The organism is Paenibacillus sp. (assembly GCF_031177825.1).
Classification (GTDB): Bacteria; Bacillota; Bacilli; order Paenibacillales; family YIM-B00363; genus Paenibacillus_AE.
This window is the reverse complement of sequence record NZ_JAPSKE010000017.1, coordinates 23,011-40,063: the sequence shown is the minus strand read 5'-3', so window position 1 is coordinate 40,063 and position 17,053 is coordinate 23,011. Positions and strand designations below refer to the sequence as shown.

The 17,053-nt window shown below is 55.5% G+C and carries 15 protein-coding genes; 14 read left to right on the top strand and 1 reads right to left on the bottom strand.

The features are described 5' to 3' along the window. The first annotated feature begins 26 nt into the window (after window positions 1-26). The 13 genes from RIN49_RS18600 to RIN49_RS18540 all read left to right on the top strand — a co-directional run bounded on the left by RIN49_RS18600 (window position 27) and on the right by RIN49_RS18540 (window position 14,984). Complete coding sequence (locus RIN49_RS18600; RefSeq protein ID WP_309121657.1) at window positions 27-1,088, top strand: EpsG family protein; 1,062 nt, start codon at window positions 27-29, stop codon at window positions 1,086-1,088. 17 nt (window positions 1,089-1,105) lie between these two features. After that, window positions 1,106-2,233 (top strand): glycosyltransferase family 1 protein, encoded by a 1,128-nt coding sequence (locus RIN49_RS18595; RefSeq protein WP_309121656.1) that lies wholly within the window; start codon window positions 1,106-1,108, stop codon window positions 2,231-2,233. Next, complete coding sequence (locus tag RIN49_RS18590; protein ID WP_309121655.1) at window positions 2,230-3,426, top strand: glycosyltransferase; 1,197 nt, start codon at window positions 2,230-2,232, stop codon at window positions 3,424-3,426. The genes RIN49_RS18595 and RIN49_RS18590 overlap by 4 nt, the downstream gene beginning before the upstream one ends. A gap of 18 nt (window positions 3,427-3,444) precedes the next feature. Next, the gene (locus RIN49_RS18585) at window positions 3,445-4,566 is read left to right on the top strand and encodes a polysaccharide pyruvyl transferase family protein (protein ID WP_309121654.1); all 1,122 of its coding nucleotides are present in this window, start codon (window positions 3,445-3,447) and stop codon (window positions 4,564-4,566) included. Continuing rightward, window positions 4,563-5,747 carry a glycosyltransferase gene (locus RIN49_RS18580; RefSeq protein WP_309121653.1) on the top strand — a complete coding sequence of 395 codons (1,185 nt, stop codon included), beginning with the start codon at window positions 4,563-4,565 and terminating at the stop codon, window positions 5,745-5,747. The genes RIN49_RS18585 and RIN49_RS18580 overlap by 4 nt, the downstream gene beginning before the upstream one ends. 20 nt (window positions 5,748-5,767) lie before the next feature. Then, window positions 5,768-7,327 (top strand): lipopolysaccharide biosynthesis protein, encoded by a 1,560-nt coding sequence (locus tag RIN49_RS18575; protein WP_309121652.1) that lies wholly within the window; start codon window positions 5,768-5,770, stop codon window positions 7,325-7,327. Window positions 7,328-7,341: 14 nt separating this feature from the next. Beyond that, the gene (locus RIN49_RS18570; protein WP_309121651.1) at window positions 7,342-8,439 is read left to right on the top strand and encodes an acyltransferase; all 1,098 of its coding nucleotides are present in this window, start codon (window positions 7,342-7,344) and stop codon (window positions 8,437-8,439) included. Between the two features lie 25 nt (window positions 8,440-8,464). Then, window positions 8,465-11,083, top strand: a complete 2,619-nt coding sequence (locus tag RIN49_RS18565; protein WP_309121650.1) for an S-layer homology domain-containing protein — start codon at window positions 8,465-8,467, stop codon at window positions 11,081-11,083. Between the two features lie 234 nt (window positions 11,084-11,317). Continuing rightward, window positions 11,318-12,364 carry a UDP-glucose 4-epimerase GalE gene (gene galE, locus RIN49_RS18560; protein WP_309121649.1) on the top strand — a complete coding sequence of 349 codons (1,047 nt, stop codon included), beginning with the start codon at window positions 11,318-11,320 and terminating at the stop codon, window positions 12,362-12,364. Window positions 12,365-12,377: 13 nt separating this feature from the next. After that, the gene (locus tag RIN49_RS18555) at window positions 12,378-12,557 is read left to right on the top strand and encodes a YwzD family small protein (protein ID WP_309121648.1); all 180 of its coding nucleotides are present in this window, start codon (window positions 12,378-12,380) and stop codon (window positions 12,555-12,557) included. Beyond that, window positions 12,554-13,141 carry a sugar transferase gene (locus RIN49_RS18550; protein WP_309121647.1) on the top strand — a complete coding sequence of 196 codons (588 nt, stop codon included), beginning with the start codon at window positions 12,554-12,556 and terminating at the stop codon, window positions 13,139-13,141. Before RIN49_RS18555 ends, RIN49_RS18550 begins: the two co-directional genes overlap by 4 nt. A gap of 24 nt (window positions 13,142-13,165) precedes the next feature. Then, window positions 13,166-13,888 (top strand): acetyltransferase, encoded by a 723-nt coding sequence (locus RIN49_RS18545; protein WP_309121646.1) that lies wholly within the window; start codon window positions 13,166-13,168, stop codon window positions 13,886-13,888. Continuing rightward, window positions 13,812-14,984 (top strand): aminotransferase class I/II-fold pyridoxal phosphate-dependent enzyme, encoded by a 1,173-nt coding sequence (locus tag RIN49_RS18540; RefSeq protein ID WP_309121645.1) that lies wholly within the window; start codon window positions 13,812-13,814, stop codon window positions 14,982-14,984. Before RIN49_RS18545 ends, RIN49_RS18540 begins: the two co-directional genes overlap by 77 nt. A 9-nt stretch (window positions 14,985-14,993) precedes the next feature. Here RIN49_RS18540 and RIN49_RS18535 read toward each other — a convergent pair whose 3' ends face one another. Further along, entirely contained in the window at window positions 14,994-15,149 is a 156-nt protein-coding gene (locus RIN49_RS18535; protein WP_158299539.1) for a hypothetical protein, read from the bottom strand. Between the two features lie 91 nt (window positions 15,150-15,240). On the opposite strand from RIN49_RS18535, the gene glmS reads away from it, so the two are divergent. Beyond that, entirely contained in the window at window positions 15,241-17,043 is a 1,803-nt protein-coding gene (glmS, locus tag RIN49_RS18530) for a glutamine--fructose-6-phosphate transaminase (isomerizing) (RefSeq protein WP_309121644.1), read from the top strand. Window positions 17,044-17,053: the final 10 nt, after the last annotated feature.

Sequence of the window (17,053 nt, the reverse complement as noted above, 5' to 3'; positions counted from 1 at the left end):
GGAATAATCGCGAAGGGAACGAACCGATGGCAGTGCTTTGGGCAAACCTGGTTACCGTTTATATGTTTTCTTTTTTTGCGAGAACGATCGGCCGATCCTCCTTGGGGGGGGCGGCGCCCCCGAGGACGAACGCGCTCTTGGCTTTCGCGGCAGGCGTTACTTTAGTGCTGGTATCCGGACTACGCGCGAATATCGGCGATACATATTTTTACATGCGCACCTTTTCCACCCGGGATTACACGTGGGACAACCTGTTCATGAACGACGATTTCGGTTTTGTCGCCCTTCAGATTTTGCTGAAAACGATAACGAACGATCCGCAAATTTTAGTCTTTGTATGCGCGCTAGTGACGAATGTCCTTATCGTATGGGTCTTATATCGATATGCGCATATGTTCGACGTCAGCGTATACGTGTACGTTACTTCAGGAATGTACTTAGTATCGATGAACGGGATGCGGCAATTTCTTGCGGCGTCCATTTTATTTGCGGCGACGAAATACGTGATGGAAGGGAAGTGGAGACCCTACTTCGCTTTCGTGCTCCTCGCATCGATTTTCCATCAAAGCGCGATCATCTTCATTCCGGTCTATTTCATCGTGCGATTAAGGGCATGGACATGGTCCACCTACCTGCTGCTGGGGATTACGATCCTCTTCGTCGTCGGGTACGCGCAATTCATGGAAGTCGTCTTCGACGCTTTGCAAAATACGCAGTACGGGCAATACAAGGAATTCTCCGAAGGAGGGGCCAATCTGGTCCGGGTAGCCGTCCATGCGGTGCCGGTCGTCCTTGCTTATCTGGGGAGAAAGCGACTTCGCGAATTGTCTCCCGAAAGCGACATTGTAGTCAATATGTCTCTTTTAGGCGTCGTGATTATGATCATCTCTACGCAAAATTGGATTTTCGCCCGGTTTTCCATTTACTTCGGGCTTTACAGCTTGATCCTTATCTCTTGGATCGTGAAACTATTCGTTCCGCAACAGCGAAAGCTAGTCTATTACGCCATAGTGGTCTGTTACGGATTGTACTTTTTTTATGAACACGAGATTTCGTTAGGGATTATATATCGAAGCAATTTTCTATAGGCGGTGGATACCGGAAGATGAACCCGCAGGAGCGGCAGCCAATAAGAATTCTACATGTCGTCGGGGCGATGAATATGGGCGGCACCGAGACGATGTTAATGAACATCTATAGGAAGCTTGACAAGCGACAGATGCAATTCGATTTTGTTTCCTATAGCGGGCAGGAGGCTTACTACGACCATGAAATCGAACGTATGGGCGGGAAGGTGTTCCGCCTTCCGAACCCGCAATCCGCGATTGCGCTCTATAAGGTTATGAAGAGCCGCGGACCATATGCCGCGGTTCACGCCCATACGCTGTTTCATTGCGGAATCGCGATTGCGGCATCCGCGTTGGCGGGGGTTCCCGTTCGGATCGCGCACGCGCACACGACCCTGGATAAGCGGGACAATAAGCTCAGACAAATGTACTTCGGGACGATGAGGGCGCTGTTAAATCGTCTATCGACGCACCGGTTGGCGTGCAGCCGCGAGGCCGGGAACTATTTGTTCGGAAGACGAAACCGCGGGCGGGGGTTCTCCCATTTTCCGAACGTAATCGATTACAGCGTTTTTTTGGAAAAGAACGAGACGGAAGTAAACGCATTTAAAGAGAAAGAAAATTTGAATCAAGGCATCGTGATCGGACATATCGGCCGATTCGTCGAAGCGAAAAATCATGTGTTTTTATTGGAGGTCATGAAGCGCATCGTGCGCAAGGGCGCCAATGCCAAGCTGCTGCTGGTCGGGGACGGCGACTTCAAACCGCGAATACAGAAAATCGCGGAGGAAGAGGGCTTATCCGGCGATATCCGCTTCGTAGGACTCAGAGACGATATCGGGACGATGCTGCACGCTATGGATGTATTCGCGTTCCCCTCCACATACGAGGGCCTCGGTTTAGTATTGCTCGAAGCGCAAGCCGGCGGACTGCCTTGCATCGTATCGGAAGCGATTCAGCCCGAAGCGGATGTAGGCATGGGGTTGATCACCAGAGTCCCGCTGGCGGCCGGAGCGGATGCGTGGGCCGATGCGATTATCGAGAAGGCGGGGCGCCGGGAAAAGAACGCCGTCAAAATTATCGACGCCTTCGAGCGGAATCGATATTCCATACCGACCGGAATCGCGGAATTAATCCATATTTACGAGAGACGGGGCTGCGTATGAAGAAAAAGGTATTGATCGCCTCATTCGATCTGGAGATCGGAGGCGTCGAGAGAAGCTTAATCAGCCTCTTGGAAAATTTCGATTACGAAAGCTACGACGTCGATTTATTTCTATATCGCCAACAGGGCGAATTCTTGGAGCTCCTCCCTCGGAAGGTCAACCTAGTAAAGGAAATTCCGCAGTATACAACGATTCGGAAGACGATACGAGAGGTCCTCCAAGAGCGAAGATGGCTCCTCGGAGGTTCAAGAATCATAGCCAAGGTCGCGGCGCAGGCGCTGGGAAAGATCAAGCGAGCGAGAGAGCCCGGCCATTACCAAATGCAATTGATGTGGAAGCTGGCTCTGCCTCTGCTGCCTAGTCTGGAGGAACGGTACGATCTGGCGATAAGCTTTCTTTGGCCGCATTATTTCGTGGCGGAGAAGGTGAAGGCCAAGAAGAAGATCGCTTGGATCCACACGGATTATTCAAACGTGGATACGAATCGAACGGCGGACGTAAAGATGTGGAACCGATTCGACCACATCGTCTCGGTGTCCGAGGCGTGCAAGGATTCGTTCGTAAGAACATACCGCGTCTTGAACAACAAAGTCGAGGTGATCGAAAATATTACGTCCCCGGAGTTTGTTAGGAAAATGGCGGTCGAACATCCGCCCTCGCCGATGTCCGAGGACGACCGCTTTAAGATCGTAACCGTGGCCCGACTTTCGCATGCGAAGGGAATCGACAAGGCGGTCGAAGCCCTCAAGCTGTTGAAGGGGAAGGGATACGACATCGCTTGGTACGTCGTCGGCTACGGCGGGGAAGAGGGAGCCATTCGGACGTTGATCGAGCGACATCGGTTGGAACGGGACTTTATTTTGCTAGGCAAGAAAACCAACCCCTATCCGTACATTCGGGAGGCAGATTTATATGTTCAGCCGTCGCGTTACGAAGGCAAGGCCGTGACGGTGCTCGAGGCGCAAATTCTCTCGAAGCCGGTTCTAATTACGAATTATCCGACCGCGCCGAGTCAAGTGAAGAACGGGATCGACGGACATATTTCGGAACTCTCCGCCCATGGGCTCGCGGAGGGGATCGAACGTTTATATTTGGACTCGAATTACAGGGAACGTTTAACGCAGGCCTGCAAGGCAAGCGACTACGGCAACAGTACTCGGGAATTGCAAAAATTGTATCGGCTCATCACGTAATCGAAAGGGAGTGTCAAGGTGAAGATTTGTACGATAACTTGCCATGACGTATACAATCACGGTGCCTCCTTACAGGCATACGGGCTTATGAGGTACTTGATCAATCTCGGATACGAGGTCGAGATTATCGATTATAAGCCCGACTACTTAAGCCGTCACTACAAATTATTCGCCATAAGCAGTCCGAAATGGGAGAAGAACCTGTTCACTAAGCTCCTGTATCTTGGCGCGAAAGTTCCGGGAAGGGTAGTGAGTTTGAAGCGGAAGAGAGCGTTCGACGCTTTCAAGGCGAAGCATCTCGCCTTAACGCCCGCGAGATACAACACGAACGACGAATTAAAGCGGAACCCTCCGGAGGCGGATATTTATTTATGCGGAAGCGACCAAATTTGGAATACGCTGCATCGGAACGGGTCGGATCCGGCCTTCTATCTCGATTTCGTTCCGGAGGGCAAGGTGAGAGCCGCCTATGCCGCCAGCTTCGCTACGGAGTCCATCCACGATCGCTATAAGCCGTTCGTGAAAGAAAAGGTATCGAAGCTTGACGGGATAGGCGTGAGAGAAAAAAGCGGCGTAGCCATCCTGCATCAAATGCAAATCCATCAGGCGGTCAACGTAGTCGATCCCGCCTTCTTGTTGGATGATTCGGAGTGGAACCGGTTGGGGACCGCTTCGATTCCGGGAGATTACGTTCTCGTGTACGACTTCGACGACAGTTCCCTTATTAGAAGGATTGCGGAATCGCTCGCCAAGCGGTGGAGCTGCAAAATATACGCCGTCAACGGGGGCAAATCCAAATATGCAAACAAGTATTTCCAATACGAAGGTCCGGAGACGTTCGTATCGTTGGTTCGGGACGCGAAGTTCGTCATTTCAAACTCGTTTCACGCGGCCGTGTTCTCGATCATCTACGAGAAAAACTTCGCGATCGTCAACCGGACGGAGGCCATCAACACGAGAATGAGAGACTTGCTGGACGACTTAGGGCTGCTGGATCGTCTGGTCGGCGAATATGTCGGGATCGACGAATTATGTCGCGATATCGAATATCGCAAGGTTAAGACGATTTTGAATCGAAAGATCCAGGAATCCAAAGGGTACCTGAATACAATTCTTGGTAATAGGAGAAAATCCTCATGAAACAGGTGTTATTCGTGATCGATTCTTTGCAGAGCGGCGGGGCGGAGAAGAGCCTCATCTCTTTGCTAAGCTTACTGGATTTCAGCAAGTTTAAAGTGGATTTGCTCCTCTTTTCCAATAAAGGTCTATACCTTCCCCTGCTGCCGAAAGAAGTGCGCGTGCTGGAGAGCCCGGCCTTCTTGAGCAGACAATCCCGCGGAGTGAAACATCTGTTACTGACTAGGAGATTTAAAGAATTGTTCGTAAGGTTGGGGGCTTCGGCGGCGTTGCGAAACCCGTGGCGCAGCCGAAGGCTTCATCGCGCGCAGGTTACGTGGCGTTGGTTTTCCATGTCCATCGATCCGCTGCCCGATCATTATGACGTCGCGATCGCCTACAGCCAGGGGATGCCTACTTATTTCGTGGCGGAGAAAGTAACCGCTAATAGAAAGCTTACATGGTTAAACACCGACTACCGGATGGCGAAGTACAACAAGGATTTCGACCGGAAATATTACAATAAATTCCACAGAGTAGTAACGGTATCCGACGCCGGAAAGGAAATATTTACGAGGGAGTTCCCCGAGCTGATCGAATCGACCGACGTTGTGTACGATATCGTCTCCCCGAAGCTGGTGCAAGCGATGGCGCAGGAAGGCGCGAGTTATGCCGACGACTTCGACGGCTGCAAGATTCTTACCATAGGAAGGCTGGTTCCCTTAAAGGGATACGATATGGCGATAGAAGCTTGTCGAATGTTAAAAGAGGATGGCCTCAAAATCCGATGGTATGTGATCGGCGAAGGGGAGCTAAGGAAGGACTTGGAGGCAAGGGTCAAGCAGTACGATCTAACCGAGAACTTCGTCTTCTTAGGGACGTTCCAAAATCCTTACTCTTTCCTGAATCGCGCGGATATTTACGTACAGCCTTCCCGATTCGAAGGCTTTGGTCTTGCGATCGCGGAAGCAAGAATACTGCGAAGACCGATCGTTTCGACGAATTTCCCGGCGGCGTACGGGCAAATTCGCGACGGGGAAACCGGGTTGATCGTGAATATGAACGCACGGGATCTGTATCTCGGCATTAAGAAAATCATCGAAAATCAAGAGTTACGGCAGCGTATCAGCGCGAACTTGAAGCACGACAAGGTCGGGACCGAGGGCGAACTGCAAAAAGTATACTCGCTGATGGAGTCATGCTAAGAAAATGAGGAAGCATCCACATGAGAATGAAAAAGGCGAGCGTAAACGTATTTATTAATTTCATCACGGTCATCATCGGTTTTTTTCCCGCGTTCGTTCTGAGGAAATACTTTCTGAATACGTTCGGGAACGACATGTTAGGTTTGGTCTCCTTGTTCACCAATATTATCGGGTTGTTGTCGATCGCTGAATTGGGGATCGGCAGCGCCATCATTTACTCGATGTATAAACCGTTCGCGGAGCAAAACAAGGAAAAAATAAAAGGATATTTACAATATTACGCTCGATTTTACCGCAATGTGGGAGGGGTTATTTTCGCGGCCGGACTCGCAACCCTTCCTTTTTTGCATTTATTTATAGATCGACAAATTCATTTGGCGGACGCTCAGCGGTACTTCCTTCTTTTTCTGGCGGACACCCTCATTAGTTATTTCTTCTCGTACAAATTATGCATGCTTATCGTCGCTCAGGACGAATACAAGGTAGCCTTGGCGACGGTGCTTTCGAAAGTGTCGATATGCGCATTGCAGCTCCTCGTCATTCACCTGTTTCCGAATTTCTATGTCTTCATCCTGGCGCAAATTTTCGTCAACCTCGTGTACTTCGTATCCATGAATGCTTACATCAATAAGAGATACAGTTGGTTACGGAACGCCCAGGGAAGGATCGACCAAGAAGAAAAGTCATCGTTGATAAGAAATATAAGAGCGCTGTTTATGCATAAAATCGGCGGAACCATCGTGTTTGGCATCGACAATATGATGATTTCCGCTTTCATCAACTTAACGACGGTAGGCATATTCAACAGCTACTACATGGTAATCGGGGCCGCCCAGACGATCATATCCAAGGCCTTGTCCGGAGTGACCGCCAGCATCGGCAACATGCTGACGGAGGGGAACGCTTCGACGGCGTATCGCGTGCATCGGAGGTTGTTTTTCATTAGCTTCTGGATCGTATCGGTGGTCGCCATCGGGATCTTCAATACGATCGAGCCATTCATCCATCTCTGGTTAGGCCCGGGACAAACGTTGGATCGGTTGACGATTTGCATCGTCATGCTTAACTTCTACTTTACGTTAATGCGGGGCTCCGTGGAGCGGTTTAAAGAGGGGGCGGGCATTTACCATCAAGACCGCTATGCTCCCTTATTCGAAGCGGCGATCAACCTCGCAGCATCCGTTCTGCTCGTGAGGTGGATCGGTCTCCCCGGCATATTCTTAGGTACGTTGATCAGCAATCTTTCCGTCATCTTTTGGCTAAAGCCTAAGTTGGTTTATAACCTTGTGTTTCGCAAGCCGTTGCTCGATTATTTCCGTTTATATTTTACGTACCTATTTATCGCATCGATTCCGCTCGCGGCGTCAGCCTTCGCGACATACCGGCTGCAGGCTGCAACCGGCTTCGGCGCCTTTGCGTTGAACGTTATTGTCAACCTGTTGATCGTGAATCTCTCGCATTTCATCTTTCTGAGGAAGACGGAGGAGTATACGTACTTTAAGGACTTGATCGTCCGAATCGTCCAAAACAAGCTGTTGCCGAAGGTTCGGAAGCAGCGATTGGCGGAACGCGAATATTGAGCGGGGGGCTGCAGTTGGAGAGGAATTATGCCGTAGACGTCGTCAAAGGGTTGGGGATGTTAGCCATTGTTACGATTCACACGAACCCGTTTCGGAACATGAGTTTTGCCGGATTTAGCGGAGCGACGATCGACTTCATCCTAGATACTCTCTCCAGGTTCGCCGTCCCCTTTTTCTTTATGGCCGCCGGGTATTTGTTCGGGCAGAAGGCAGTCCGGGAGCCGTTGCGGACCCTCCATCTTAAGAAATACATAGGTAAACTCGCCAAGCTCTACGCAGTCTGGCAGATCGCCTATATTTTGTACGACGTATGCCTGATCGCCGCTCGATCGGTTCTTGAGAAGACCGAGTTTCCAACAGCGGTAGCGGCTTATTTCGGTGCCATGCATCCCCTGAAGCTAGTCTATTATAGCGTCGGGAACAGCGGGTACCACTTATGGTACTTGCCTTCGTTAATGGCTTGTATGGTTGTTATATTCATTTGCTATAAATATAAAGCGATGAAGGGGCTGCTGTGGGCCAGCGTCCTTCTTCATGGGGTCGGATTGTTCGGGCAGGCGTATTCCGGTCTGTTCGCGGTCTCGTTCCCGACCCGGGACGCCCTCTTCTTCGGATTATTCTATACGACCTTGGGTTTCGTCTTCGCCCAGGGGAACATCGGTTGGATCCGGAATCGTCGCGCGGCGAAGGCGAACTACATAATTTGGATTCTCGCCTTCTCGCTACTTCAACTGGCGGAGAGGGCCATCCTTGTAGGGTGGTTCAGGGGAAATCCGGGCGATTACTTCGTTTCTACGGCATTGTTGGTCATCGTTCTTTTCCTCGCCGCGCTGCATCGTCCGCATGCCGGCAAGGATTCGATTTGGGCCGCGATCGGATCCAAGTCGGCGGGGATCTTCGTCATCCATGTGTTAGTGATCAACGGCAGCCATCTTGCGCTGCTCCTGACCGGGTACGAACGAGTCGCGGAAACGTTGGCGTGGAATTTATTATTCACTCCTCTTGTGTTCGTTGCTTCCTATTTCGCATATGAATTCCTGCAGCGATGGAAGGGAAGGCTCCTCTCGTTCCGGTGGGTTACCGCCGGGGCGCCGAGGCAAAGGAGAGCATAGTGTGAGGAGGGGGAGGTTGTCAACGTTGAATAAGAAAATATCTTGCTTTTTGGCCGTCATACTTTTGATGCAAGGCTTGCTCGTCGGTACGGTACAAGCGGCGTTCAACGATATACGAGGCCATTGGGCGGAGGAAGAGATCGTTCGTCTGCAGGATCGGCAGCTCATCTCCGGGTACGAGGACGGCAGTTTCCGCCCGGACCGGTCCGTCACAAGGGCCGAGTTGGCGACGGTGACGGTCCGCGTGTCGGGCGTCGAAGCGGAGGAGGACCTCGAAGCCGGATTTACGGACGTTGCCGCGAATCATTGGGCGGCATCTTCCATCTCCGCCGCGAAGCGATTAAATATCGTTTCGGGTTACCCGGACGGGAGCTTCCGGCCCAATGCGTTCATCACGAGGGCGGAAGCGGCGGTTCTATTCGACAGGGTATTCCGTCTGGAAGCGGCGCAAGCCCCCGCTTCGTTCGCCGATGTACAGAAGAGTCATTGGGCGGCCGATTCCATCGCGGGCGCATTCGCGAAGGGGATCGTACGCGGCGACGAGAGCGGGTTGTTCCGGCCGGAGCAATCCTTGTCCCGCGCGGAATTCGCCTCCATGTTGCTCCGTGCGTTAGACAACGCGGAAGGCAAGGTGTACGATCTAGAGCTGCAACGATGGGGGATTTATAACGACGGGACCCATCCCGTGGAAACTACGCAAGGACTTAATAAGGCGTTGGCATGGGCCGGAGAACAGGGATATAAAACCTTTAAGGTTCCGGCGGGCACTTACCTCATCGCCAAAGGCGCGAAGCCCTCGGATCCGGAGGCGCGCATCAATATGGTCAGCGAAATGACGCTGCTGCTTGACGATAAGGCGGTGATGAAGAAAGAAGCCAATGGGTTCGAAGCCTATCAGGTATTGTATCTTGGGGCGGACGTCCATGACGTCGACATTCGCGGAGGTACGTATCAAGGGGATCGGAACCAGCATAATTATTCGCAAAAGGATACCCCCAGCAGCGCGGGAACGCATGAGGCCGGGGTCGGCATTATGGTGGAAGGCGCCGCGAGGGCGGTCATCGACCAAGTGCGAGCGGTCGACTTTACCGGGGACGGGGTCGTGGTGAAGGGTTCGGGCGTCGGCTTGGTCGGCTTATCCGGAAGGCTGTTCGAGCGAGGGGCTATCGATGCGGAAGGGAAGCCCGTCAACAGCACTTCGAAGATCAGGATCAAGGAACCTCTGCTTTTGGATCATCCGATTTTCGAGACCCGTCGGCTTATTACGTTCTGGCAGCCGCAGGGGATCGAAGGGAAAATCTTTGACGTGTATTTCTACGATCGCGACGGAAAATTCCTCTCCAGCGCTCGGGATCAAACGATCGGGGGCTTGATTCCTATCCCCTCCGGCGCTGAATCGGTCATCCCGGTGTTTCCGGCCAAATCGACGGAAGGGGTATTCGTCTCGTTCTGGAGCAACGAAGTCGCCCGCAACGTCACGATTCAAAATTCGGAAATCGCGTTCAACCGCAGGCAAGGGATCAGCGTGACCGGCGGCGACAACGTCGTCATTCATAACAACCGATTGCATGACATCGGAGGAACCGCGCCGGGATATGGAATCGATTCCGAAGGGATGGGATTTTTCCCGATCAGCAACCTGACGATCACGAATAATCGCCTCTATAACAATAGAGGAGATATTGTACTGGCGGATGGGCGCAACGGGAGGATCGAAGGGAATCGCTTGGAATCGAGGATCGGATTTTTCGGATGGGAGGCGTTCGAAGACGTTGTCCTTGCGCGAAACCACTTCCAAGGTAACGGAATCGGGATGCGAAGCAACGGAGTCATTAAAGACAATACGATCGTGAACGGCGAGGTCGCCCTCCTAGGCAAGGATATTCTCTTCGCCGATTCGGAGATCATCGACGGATTGCTTAGAATCGAGAGCTCCGCTCCGTTCGGCGTCGAGGTGTCGGGCGTCACCTTGACCAACAACAACGTGCGAAGCAACGCCCTCTATCTCGGTACGCAGCCGACTAGATTGACCGACGTAACGGTCGTCGGGAAGACGAGGCTGTCTACGATCGCAGGACCCGGGGCATCCGGAAGCGAATACGAAAACTTGAAGGTGACGGATTATAACGTCTCTAACGGGACGACGCTGCCTCAAGGCTTGTATAACGGATGTAACTTTACGTCCGCTTCCCAGGAGACGAACGGACTGCTGATCAACGTTCCGGGAACGTTCCGGTTTACCGATTGCGTTTTTCAAGCGAACAATAAGCTCATCGGATTGAATCATGCTCAAGCGGACGTTACCGTACAGGATTCCGAGTTTATCCTTAAAGGGGATGTCGGGTACTTGGCGGCGGTAACCGTTAGCAAAGCGAAGAAGCTGCATTGGGTGAACAACACCCTCCGCGCGGAACGATTGACGGACGGAAGTAAGCCTTTAATCAAATTCGGAGGGTTCACGACCCCGGAAAAGACGGAGATCTATGAAGCGACGTTCGAACGGAATGTCTTCTCCGCCAATCGCAGCGTGCATGCGGTGGACACCCTCAATGCGGGCAAGGACGCGCCGCCGTATATGTTCAAGAGTAACAAGCTTGTGAACACGACGCTCCGCGTGAAGCGAACGGATGTCGTGAAGGAGTAGGTCATCGGGCGTACCTTGCGGTGCGCCCTTTTCATTATCCAATCAGGGTATTCTTGGAAAAGGGGCCAGCCATCGGCAAGAGAATGCCGGTTTGTCGGCGAAATAGAGATTCTAATGGTTTAAATTTGTTGACTTGTTCTTTATAAAGAACTAAAATAACAGTAATACACGGAAGTCATATATTTTTTTATTCCAATGTTCTCTATAAAGAATGGATAGCGAGGTTGATATGCCATGCCAGTCCTAGTCACCGGCGGCGCCGGATACATAGGAAGTCATACCTGCGTAGAGCTGCTGGAAGCCGGCCATGAGGTCGTCGTGATCGACAACCTGCAGAACAGCAGCGAGGAGTCGCTGCGGCGCGTGCAGGAAATCACAGGCAAGACGATTCGGTTTTACAACGCGGATTTGCTCGACCGGGAGGCGTTGGAGAACATTTTCCGAAGCCATCGAATCGAATCGGTCGTTCACTTCGCCGGCCTCAAGGCGGTGGGCGAATCGATGGACGCGCCGATCGAGTACTACCTCAACAACGTCGTCGGCACGCTGGCGCTGTGCAACGTCATGTCGGACTTCGGCGTGAAAAAGCTGGTGTTCAGCTCCTCGGCGACCGTGTACGGGCTGCCGGAGCGGGTGCCGATCCCGGAGGACGCGCCGCTCGGGGCAACGAATCCTTACGGCCGTACGAAGCAGATGATCGAGGACATCCTCCGAGACATCTGCGTATCCGACAAGCGGTGGAGCATCGCGATACTGCGGTACTTCAACCCGATCGGAGCGCACGAAAGCGGCCGCATCGGCGAGGATCCGAACGGCATCCCGAACAACTTGATGCCCTATATCACGCAAGTGGCGATCGGAAAGCTGCCGAAGCTCAGCGTCTACGGCAACGACTACGATACGCGCGACGGCACCGGGGTGCGGGACTACATCCACGTGGCGGATCTCGCCAAGGGGCATCTGAAGGCGCTCGATTACGTCGCGAAGCGGAGCGGCGCCGAAGCGTTCAACCTCGGCACCGGCCGGGGCTACAGCGTGCTGGAGATGGTCGCCGCCGTCGAGAAGGCGTCCGGCCGGACGGTTCCGTACGCGATCGCGGATCGTCGCCCGGGGGACATCGGCGAATGCTTCGCCGACCCGGCCAAGGCCCGGGACATTCTCGGCTGGACGGCGGAGAAGGGCATCGATGCGATGTGCGAGGACGCTTGGCGATGGCAATCCGGGAACCCGCACGGCTATGCGGCCGCGAAGGAAGCCGGGCTGTTCACAACGGTCGTGTGAGAGGGATGCGCATATGGAAAAGGTTTCATTGACATTGACGCAGCAACAGCTGCGGGAAATCGCCATCCGCGCCTATCGGAAAGGGCAGGCCACGGCGAATTTGGAAGCCAAAGACCTCGTGAAGGATTTGCGCGAACAAATTTTGTCGGCGATGCGGGAGAGCGGCGGCGGCGAAGCGGAGCGAGGCCAATGAAGCGGTGCTTCGACGTCGTCGTCGCGACGCTGCTGCTCCTTCTGCTCTCCCCGGTCGTCGCGATCACGGCGCTCGTCGTGAAGCTGCGGATCGGCTCCCCGATTTTGTTCGCGCAGGAGCGCCCCGGGCTGCACGGCAAGCCGTTCCGGTTGTATAAGTTCCGCACGATGACGAACGCGACGGACGACGCGGGCAACCCGCTGCCGGACCACCTGAGGCTGACCCCGCTGGGAAAGACGCTTCGAGCGTTCAGCTTGGATGAGTTCCCGCAGCTGATCAACGTGATCAAAGGGGATCTGAGCCTCGTCGGCCCGCGTCCCCTGCTGATGGAATACATGTCGCTGTACACGGAGGAGCAGATGAAGCGGCACGAAGTCCGACCGGGCATGACGGGCTGGGCGCAGGTGAACGGCAGAAACTCCATCACGTGGGAGGAGAAGTTCGCCCTAGACCTCTGGTACGTCCGACATCAAAGCCTGCTGCTGGATCTGAAAATCCTGCTCCTTACGGTTAAGAAGGTCGTCCGCACCGAGGGCATCAGTCACCAAAACCATGTCACGATGGAGAAGTTCACCGGAACGTAAATTGTTGGGGGAGGGGGGCGAAACATGCGCATTGCCTTGATCGGCGGAGGCGGGCACAGCAAGGTCGTCCAGGACATGATCCGGGCGCGGAACGACTTGACCGTCGCGGCGATTCTGGACGACAAATACCCGAGCTTGGAGCTGGAGAACGGCATCTATACCGGGCCCGTCTCGTCGGCGCCGTCGCTTGCGAGCGGGATAGACCGCCTCCGGTTCGTCATCGCGATCGGAGATAACCGAACCCGATGCGCGATCGCCATGAGACTGGGCTTGCGTTCCGATCGTTACATCACGCTTATCCATCCGAGGGCGTATGTCAGCCCGCGGAGCGTCGTCGGCCACGGCGTCGTCATTCTGGCGAACGCGGTCGTGAACGCCGATGCCGCCGTCGGCGATCATGCCATCGTGAATAGCGGCGCCATCGTCGAGCATGACAGCGTCGTGAAAGGCTACGCTCACATCGCGCCGGGCGCGACGTTGACGGGAGGGGTGAAGGCCGGCATGGGGGCCTTCGTCGGCGCTGGCGCTGCCGTCATCCCCGGCAAGTCGATCGGCGATTGGGCGACGGTCGGGGCTGGGGCGACCGTCATTCACGACGTTCCGCCCCGCACGACGGTCGTCGGCGCGCCTGCTAGAATCGTGAAATATAACGAGATGGGGGATGATTTCGATGTCGAAGCCGATCGGCCGAAGACGAATTTTCTTGTCCAGCCCGCATATGAGCGGCAAAGAAAGTCTGTATATTAGCGAGGCCTTCGCTACGAACATGATCGCCCCGCTCGGGCCGAACGTGGACGCGTTCGAACGCCAGGTCGCGGACTACGCGGGCGCGGCGGACGCGGCGGCGGTCAGCTCCGGAACGGCGGCGATTCATCTCTCGCTGCGGCTGTTGGACGTGCGGGAGGGCGACCGCGTGTTTTGCTCTTCGTTAACGTTCGTCGCCAGCGCGAACCCGATCCTGTACGAAGGCGCGGAGCCGGTGTTCATCGATTCCGAGCCCGAAACGTGGAACATGTCGCCGATCGCGCTCGAGCGGGCGCTGGAAGACGCGAGACGGTCGAATCGGCTCCCGAAGGCGGTCATCGTCGTTCACCTGTTCGGGCAGAGCGCGAAGATGGAGGAGCTGCTGGAGCTATGCGACGCGTACGGCGTTCCGTTAATCGAGGACGCGGCGGAGTCGCTGGGCTCGAGCTACAAGGGGAAGGCCAGCGGTTCGCTCGGCCGGTTCGGCGTATACTCCTTCAACGGGAACAAGATCATTACGACGTCCGGCGGCGGCATGCTCGTCGCGAACGATACGGAAGCGCTGAAGCGCGCGAGGTTCCTAGCGACGCAGGCGAGGGATCCTGCCCCGCATTATCAGCACAGCCGGATGGGTTTCAATTACCGGATGAGCAACGTGCTCGCGGGCATCGGCCGCGCGCAGATGGAGGTGCTGGAGGATCGGGTGAGCGCGCGCCGGGCGGTGTTCGAGCGGTATCGCGCCGAGCTCGGACGCCTTCCGGGCTTCGAGTTCATGCCGGAGCTGGAGGGAACGAGGTCCAACCGCTGGCTGACGGCGCTCACCCTCGGCGAGGAAGCCGTCGTCTCGCCGTCGTCCCTGATCTACGCGCTGGCGGAGGAAGACATCGAGGCTCGTCCCGTCTGGAAGCCGCTGCATCTCCAGCCTCTATTCTATGGGGCGCGCTACTACCCGCACGGCGAGGAGAGCGTCTCGGAGCGGCTGTTCCGCACCGGTCTCTGTCTGCCGTCCGGATCGAATATGACGCCGGAGGATCAACAGCGCGTCGTGGAATGCGTCACGCGCTGCCTGCCGGCGGAACGGATGACGAAAGGGGCGTAAGCGAAGCCCTCACTCCATCATGCGCTCGTGGCGCTCCGCTCGGCGGAGCAGCTCCGAGCGTATCCGAGCGTCGGTGCAATCTCGATAGAGAATCAGGTGATAGGCGCGCATAACGCGGTGGTAACGGCTTTTCGCCTTCCGATAGAAGACAGCGAAGGTGTTCATGTGGAAAGCCTCCCCTCGGTACAGCGTATGAACGCGGCAACGGAAGTATACGGTATTGAAAGCGGATTCGGACTAAAGGAGGATGGACGGAGTGTGCGGAATCGTAGGCATCATCGGAGTAAGGGACGTGGAGGAACAATTATTGAGGGGATTGGAAAAGCTGGAGTACCGGGGCTACGACTCGGCGGGCATCGCGGTGTTCGGGAGCGAAGGGGTCAGCGTGTTTAAGGAGAAGGGGCGAATCGCCGCGCTGCGCGAGGCGGTCGTTCCGGATGCGTCGGCGTCGCTCGGCATCGGTCATACCCGTTGGGCGACGCACGGCGCGCCGAGCCGCCGCAACGCCCACCCGCATCGAAGCGCCGGCGGGCGGTTTACGATCGTACATAATGGGGTTATCGAAAATTACGCGGAGCTAAAGCGCGCGATGCTCCGTAATGTCTCGTTCCAAAGCGACACGGATACCGAGGTGGTCGTCCATCTGGTGGAATCGCTCGTTCAACGCGGTCTCGGCGTCGAGACGTCCTTCCGGACCGCATTGTCGATGCTGCGCGGCTCGTACGCGATCGCGATGATCGACGAGGAGGACCCCGGCGCGATCTATGCGGCGAAGCAGAAGAGTCCGCTCCTGATCGGCGTGGGCGACGGCTTCGCAGGGATCGCGAGCGACGCAATGGCGATGCTGCACCTGACGAACGAATTCATCGAAATCATGGACGGAGAGACTGTGAAGGTCACCCGGGCAGGCGCGAGCCTGACGGATGTTCAGGGCAGGGAGGTGCGCAGAACCTCGTTCGTCGCCAAGCTGAACGCGGCCGAGCTCGAGAAGGGACCGTACGCGCACTATATGATGAAGGAGATGGACGAACAGCCGGGAGCGATTCGTAGACTGCTCGCCGAATATGTAGACGAAGCGGGGCGCGCGTCGATGCCGGACGACGTTCGGGCCGCGGCGAGGGACGCCGATCGCATCTACATCGTCGCCTGCGGCACGAGCTATCATGCCGGCTTGGTCGGCAAGCAGCTGCTCGAGAGCGTAGCCGGAATCAAAGCCGAAGCGCACGTCGCCAGCGAATTTTTGTACAACCCGCCGCTCCTCTCCGAACGACCGCTCTTCGTCTTCATCTCGCAGAGCGGGGAGACGGCGGACAGCCGCGGCGTCCTGGTTCGCATTCGCGAGCTCGGACACAAGACGTTGACGATCACGAACGTGCCGGGTTCCACGCTGTCCAGAGAAGCGGATTTCACGCTGCACACGTTCGCCGGTCCCGAAATCGCGGTCGCGTCGACGAAGGCGTATACGACCCAGATCGGCGTGTTGGCCTTGTTCGCCTGCGACTGCGCCCGGGAGCGGGGCGTCGACGTTCCGTTCGACGTCGCTCGGGAGCTGAGCCTCGCGGCGAACGCGATGGAGGTCGTCATTAACGAGAAGGAAAAGATGGAGAGCTTGGTATGGGAATACTTGAGCTCGTCCCGGAATTGCTTCTTTATCGGACGGGCGATGGACTACTACGTTTGCCTCGAAGGGGCGCTCAAGCTGAAGGAAGTGTCTTATATCCAAGCGGAAGGCTTCGCCGGCGGCGAGCTGAAGCACGGCACGATCGCCCTCATCGAGGAAGGGACCCCGGTCGTCGCGGTGTCGACGCAGCGGGCCGTGAAGCACAGCATTCGAAGCAACGCTCAGGAGGTCATCGCCAGAGGCGCCAACGTATGCATGATCAGCATCGAAGGGCTGGAAGAAACGGGAGACGCCTTGGTCCTGCCGAAGGTGCATGAAGCGCTCGCTCCGCTCGTCGCCGCCGTTCCGCTGCAATTTTTCGCCTATTACGCGGCCCTCTACCGAGGGTGCGACGTCGATAAGCCAAGAAATCTCGCCAAGAGCGTCACGGTCGAATAGGGGTACATTC

What these genes read in the sequence shown, in the direction of transcription:
- RIN49_RS18550 (WP_309121647.1), top strand. Translation starts at nt 12,554, where the DNA reads ATGAAGCGGTGCTTCGACGTCGTCGTCGCGACGCTGCTGCTCCTTCTG.
- RIN49_RS18595 (WP_309121656.1), top strand. Translation starts at nt 1,106, where the DNA reads ATGAACCCGCAGGAGCGGCAGCCAATAAGAATTCTACATGTCGTCGGG.
- RIN49_RS18535 (WP_158299539.1), bottom strand. Translation starts at nt 15,149, where the DNA reads ATGAACACCTTCGCTGTCTTCTATCGGAAGGCGAAAAGCCGTTACCAC.
- RIN49_RS18600 (WP_309121657.1), top strand. Translation starts at nt 27, where the DNA reads ATGGCAGTGCTTTGGGCAAACCTGGTTACCGTTTATATGTTTTCTTTT.
- RIN49_RS18540 (WP_309121645.1), top strand. Translation starts at nt 13,812, where the DNA reads ATGTCGAAGCCGATCGGCCGAAGACGAATTTTCTTGTCCAGCCCGCAT.
- galE (WP_309121649.1), top strand. Translation starts at nt 11,318, where the DNA reads ATGCCAGTCCTAGTCACCGGCGGCGCCGGATACATAGGAAGTCATACC.
- RIN49_RS18575 (WP_309121652.1), top strand. Translation starts at nt 5,768, where the DNA reads ATGAGAATGAAAAAGGCGAGCGTAAACGTATTTATTAATTTCATCACG.
- RIN49_RS18590 (WP_309121655.1), top strand. Translation starts at nt 2,230, where the DNA reads ATGAAGAAAAAGGTATTGATCGCCTCATTCGATCTGGAGATCGGAGGC.
- RIN49_RS18580 (WP_309121653.1), top strand. Translation starts at nt 4,563, where the DNA reads ATGAAACAGGTGTTATTCGTGATCGATTCTTTGCAGAGCGGCGGGGCG.
- RIN49_RS18555 (WP_309121648.1), top strand. Translation starts at nt 12,378, where the DNA reads ATGGAAAAGGTTTCATTGACATTGACGCAGCAACAGCTGCGGGAAATC.
- RIN49_RS18545 (WP_309121646.1), top strand. Translation starts at nt 13,166, where the DNA reads ATGCGCATTGCCTTGATCGGCGGAGGCGGGCACAGCAAGGTCGTCCAG.